This is a genomic window from Pseudonocardia sp. SID8383, from assembly GCF_009864975.1.
Classification (GTDB): domain Bacteria; phylum Actinomycetota; class Actinomycetes; order Mycobacteriales; family Pseudonocardiaceae; genus Pseudonocardia; species Pseudonocardia alni.
In genome coordinates this window covers 1-4,595 of sequence record NZ_WWFY01000596.1, presented here as the reverse complement: position 1 = coordinate 4,595, position 4,595 = coordinate 1, and the positions used below count along the sequence as shown (strand labels likewise).

Here is a 4,595-nt window from a genome sequence, read left to right as displayed (position 1 = left end):
TCGGTGCGCCGGCGTCCGGGGGAGGGCCGTACGGGCGGCGCGGGCTGCTGCGCCACGGCGGGCGTGCGCGGGTCCGGGGTGATCTGCATGCGCACCACGGTGCCCCCGCCCGCCGTGTCGATCTCGGCGGTGGTGGCGATGGCGCGGATCATCTGCAGGCCGCGCCCGCGGTAGCCGGGGTCGGGCGGCGGCGGCCGCCAGCGGCCGGTGTCGGCGACCCGGGCCCGGACACCGTCGTGCGGGGTGTACCCGAGACGCAGGTGCACCTCACCGGGCGGGTCGAACTCGGCGTAGCCGTGCTCGACGCTGTTGGCGGCGGCCTCGTCGATCGCGCGGACCAGGTCGTCGCCGAGGTCCTCGCCCAGGCCCACGTGGCCGGCCCAGCGCCGGACCCGGCGGCGCATCGCCGGCAGCTCCCGGGCGGACCCGGGGACGGTGAGGTACGGGCCGGGCAGCCAGCGCAATCATGATGCCGGTCGCCGGGGATCCAGGTCGCGAACTCGTCGAGCGCCGAGGCGAGGTTGCCGGCCAGCGCGCGCCCGACCGCCGCGTACACCTGCGCCCCGGTGCGGGTCGGCCCCAGGTCGGCGGCGAGGTCGCGCAGGGTCTGCATGCGCCGTTCGCTGAGCACGCGGTCGGTGTTCTCGGTGACCACGCACAGCATCCCGGCGATGGCGCCGTCCTCGTGCAGCGGGCTGTAGGAGAAGGTGTGGTAGGTCTCCTCGGGGTGGCCGCTGCGTTCGAGGAACAGCAGGAGGTCCTCGTCCCAGGTGGCCCCGCCGCCGGCGAGCACCGACCCGATCAGCGGGCCGACGTCGTCCCAGACCTCGGCCCACACCTCGCGCGCGGAGCGGCCGAGCGCCCACGGGTGCTTGTCGCGCAGCGTGTCGCCCCGGTAGGCGTCGTTGTAGAACATCGTGAGGTCCGGGCCCCACGCCATCCACATCGAGAACCGGGAGTCGAGCAGCATCCGGACGACACTGCGCAGGTCCGGTGACCAGCGCTCGGGCGGGCCGAGCGGGTGGGAGGACCAGTCGTGGGCCGCCATCGCGGCGTGGACGAGGTCGGACCGCGTGCTCTCGACCGCGTCGTCGTCGCCGCGCACGAACCACCTCCTCGGCCCCGTCGGGCGGTCGTGGGAAATCTAGCCGACCCCGTCCGGACGTGCGCCACTCGTCTCCGCGGCGCGACAGCATCTGCGACGCCGTCGTCCAGGTGAACGGGCTCGTCGACGGGCCGTTCGACAGCCCGCTCGACCACGCGGCGGACGGGCCGTTCGCCGACGCCCGCCCACGACCACCTCGTTAGGAGCGCCTCCGTGGCGACCGAGCGGTCGTGGACGCGCCCGCCGGGACGCTGCCGGACCGGCTCGTGGACCGACGTCGACGCCGGGCCGGTCCCGCGTGTCGGACCGGCCACGCCGGGGCTGCCGGGCGCCCTCGGTAGGCTCGGGGTCATGTCCGGAGCGACCGTGAACGACCCCATCGCCGAACTCATCGCGTGCCGGGACTGCGGCCAGGACTGCCTGCTGCAGGTCGCGGACCTCTGCGCCGACTGCATCGCCCGGATCGGGACGGCCGCCGACGATGCCGACTACCGCGCCTGGCGGACGGAGAACGAGCGCCGCGTGGTCACCGGGGAGCTGACCGGCGCGATCTGACCGGCCGGTCGGCGGACCGCGCTCACCCCCCGGTCGGTGCCGCGGTCGCCGGTGCCGCCGGGTTCCCGGGAATCGACCGGAGTGCGCGTGTCACCGGTCGTAGTCGATGGTCACCTCGTCGGTGGTGGGCCGGGACTGGCAGGTGAGGATCGCGCCGCAGGCCACCTCGTCGTCGGTGAGGGCGTAGTTCTGCTGCATGTGCACCGCGCCGGTGACGACCTGCGCACGGCAGGTGCCGCAGATGCCGCCCGCGCACAGGTACGGGGCCTCGACCCCGGCCTCGAGTGCGGTCTCCAGCAGCGACGCGGTGCCCCGGCTCCGGGTGACGGTCTCCCGCCCGCCGCGGCGCACGGTGACCACGGCCGGACGGGTCGGGACGGCGTCGCCGTCGTCGCCGGTGGGGGCGACGAAGAACTCCCGGTGGATCCGGTCCGGGGTGACGCCGTGGGCGTCGAGGACGCCGACGAGCTCGTCGAGCATCGGCGGCGGCCCGCAGAGGAACCAGTCCGCGTCGTCCACCGGCAGCGTGGTGAGGTGCTCGGCGAACCGGTCCGCGCCGAGGCGGCCCGGGACGACGGTGCGCGTCGTGCCGTCCGGTGCGGACCCGTCGGCGGACCCGGCGGCACCGGACCGCGAGTGGTGGTGCACGACGGTGAGCCGCCCCCCGGAGCGACGGACGAGTTCGTCGAGCTCGTCGGCGAACATCGTGTGCTCGGTGTCGCGGTTGGCGTAGAGCAGGACGGCGCGGCGGTCGGGGTCCTCGTCGAGGGCGGCGGTGAGGATCGCGATGACCGGGGTGATGCCGCTGCCCGCGGCGACCGCGGCGACGGTGCGGCCCCCGCGGGGGCCGGCGGGCAGGACGAACTGCCCCGAGGGCGGCGTGACCTCGAGGGTGTCGCCGACGGCGAGCGCGGAGCCCGCCCACGTCGAGAACCGTCCGCCGTCGACGCGGCGCACGGCGATGCGCAGCGCCGACCCGTCGGTGGAGCAGATCGAGTAGCTGCGCCGCACGAGCTCGCCGTCGATCCGCGCGCCCACGGTGACATGGCGGCCGGGGCGGTGGGCGAACACGTCGCGCAGCTCGCCGGGCACCTCCAGGGTGACCGCGACCGCGTCCGGGGTGAGCCGGTCCACCGCGGTCACGCGCAGCGGGTGCGGGCGGGTCGGAAGGTCGGCGTCGCGGTCGGTGTGGGAGGTCAGCCGTCGCCACGCCCGGTACTCGGCGGGGGACAGGTCCGAGCCGAGGACCGTCGTGATCGGGACCGGGCGGTCGAGCCAGTCCGACATCGCCCGGCGCCACACGTCCTGGTAGCGGTAGAACGGGACGGTCGGGTGGATGTGGTGGACCAGGTGGTAGTTCTGGCCGAGCATCAACGGGGTGACCAGGCGTTCCCAGCCGACCCGCATGCGGGTCGCGGCGAACCGGTCGGACCGGGCGGTCTCCCCGAGGTCGTGGTGGGGCAGCCAGTCGAACCACCAGGCGAGCAGCGCGATGCCCAGCCGCTGCGGGATCAGGTAGATCACCAGCAGCTCCCAGCCGTGGCCGGTCACCGCCGTCGCGACGAACGCGGAGACCACGACGAGGAACACCACGGCCTGCTCGACGAGCTCGGCCCGCGGCCTGCTCGGGATCCGGGGCAGGTAGAAGCGCACGTACCAGAGGTCGATGGTCATCCAGCGCAGCGGCCAGCTCCACGCCGGGCCCGACTCGGTCCACGCGTCGGGGTCGCGGGAGGTGTCCTCGTTGGTGTTGCGGTGGTGCTCGATGTGCAGGTAACGCAGCATCGGGAACGCGGCCCAGGCCACCACGAACAGCATCGACAGCCGGCCGAGCACCTCGTTGACCCACCGCAGGCGTCCGCCCGCGAGGTGGACGGTCTCGTGCAGCACCGTGAACATCGCGAACGTGACCAGGGCGTGCACCGGCACCGTGACCAGGTAGCGCCACGGGTCGGTCCCGGTCAGGACCAGGGCGGTCGCCCCCACCCAGGCCGCGAGCGAGCCCAGGAACAACGCCAGGGTCGGCAGTGCGACGACGGGGAGCGTGATCCCCGGGGTGGGTACGGGCCGCCCGGGGTCCGCGGGCCGGTCGCCGCCGGCTCCCTCGCGTGTGGTTCCCGCCGCCGTGCTCATGGCTGCCTCCTGACCGGACGGAGCGCGGTCGTCGTCGACCGCCCGTAGGAATAGTTGACAATCACGGGTCATCTGTCAACAGATCAGTCATCGGTGGTTGCTCTGTACAGTGCAGGCGTGGCGGGCTCGGGTGCGTTCCGGCGGGAGCGGCGGGAGGTTCTCCGCACGCGGCTCCTCGACGCCGCGCGGGACATCACGACGGAGTCGGGGTGGTCGTCGCTGACGATGAGCGCCGTCGCCGGGCGTGCGGGAATCAGCCGCCAGCACCTCTACAACGAGATCGGCACCAAGGCGGAGCTGGGCAGCGCACTGGTCGGCCGCGAGACCGACGGGTTCGTCGCGGTGATGTGCGAACAGATGCGCGCCCACCCCGCGGACGCCGTCGCCGGCGTGGTGGCCGCGGTCCGCGACGTGCTGGAGTACGGGGCGCGCAACGCGCTCCTGACGTCGATCCTCACCGTCGACGAGGGCGTGGGGGAGAGCCTGCTCCCGCTGGTGACGGCCCGGCCCGACGTGGTGCGCGACCGGGCGGCGACGGCGCTGCTGCGCGAGATCTCCGCGCTCCACCCGGCCCTGGCCGGGGTCGCGGACCTGCCCCGGCTCGTCGACGGGGTGGTGCGGCTGGTGGTCAGCCACGCCACGTCACCGGGGGACTCCACCGAGCCGGCGGTCGCGCAGGCCGGGTGGCTGCTCCGCGGCTTCCTCGGCGGCGCCGCCGGGCCGGGCGGGGCCGGGGTCAGCCCCGGCTGAGGACGTCGAACCCGGTCGTGACGACGCCGTCGCCGACGCAGCGCTGGATGTG

General features: G+C 74.6%; 4 protein-coding genes. 2 read left to right on the top strand and 2 right to left on the bottom strand.

Annotated features, from left to right (window positions below; genetic code table 11):
- Positions 1 to 148 precede the first annotated feature (148 nt).
- Positions 149 to 1,105 (bottom strand): hypothetical protein, encoded by a 957-nt coding sequence (locus GTW08_RS31855; RefSeq protein WP_237453845.1) that lies wholly within the window; start codon positions 1,103 to 1,105, stop codon positions 149 to 151.
- Positions 1,106 to 1,456: 351 nt separating this feature from the next.
- On the opposite strand from GTW08_RS31855, the gene GTW08_RS14640 reads away from it, so the two are divergent.
- Positions 1,457 to 1,660: a hypothetical protein gene (locus tag GTW08_RS14640; RefSeq protein WP_139282678.1), complete on the top strand. Its 204-nt coding sequence runs from the start codon at positions 1,457 to 1,459 to the stop codon at positions 1,658 to 1,660.
- Positions 1,661 to 1,750: 90 nt separating this feature from the next.
- Here the strand turns inward: GTW08_RS14640 and GTW08_RS14635 are convergent, their stop codons facing one another.
- On the bottom strand, positions 1,751 to 3,793 hold the full coding sequence (locus GTW08_RS14635; protein WP_083658030.1) for a fatty acid desaturase: 2,043 nt from the start codon (positions 3,791 to 3,793) through the stop codon (positions 1,751 to 1,753).
- A 117-nt stretch (positions 3,794 to 3,910) separates the two neighbouring features.
- Between GTW08_RS14635 and GTW08_RS14630 the strand changes: the two genes are divergently transcribed.
- Positions 3,911 to 4,543 (top strand): TetR/AcrR family transcriptional regulator, encoded by a 633-nt coding sequence (locus tag GTW08_RS14630; RefSeq protein WP_073573975.1) that lies wholly within the window; start codon positions 3,911 to 3,913, stop codon positions 4,541 to 4,543.
- The last annotated feature ends 52 nt before the right edge of the window (positions 4,544 to 4,595 follow it).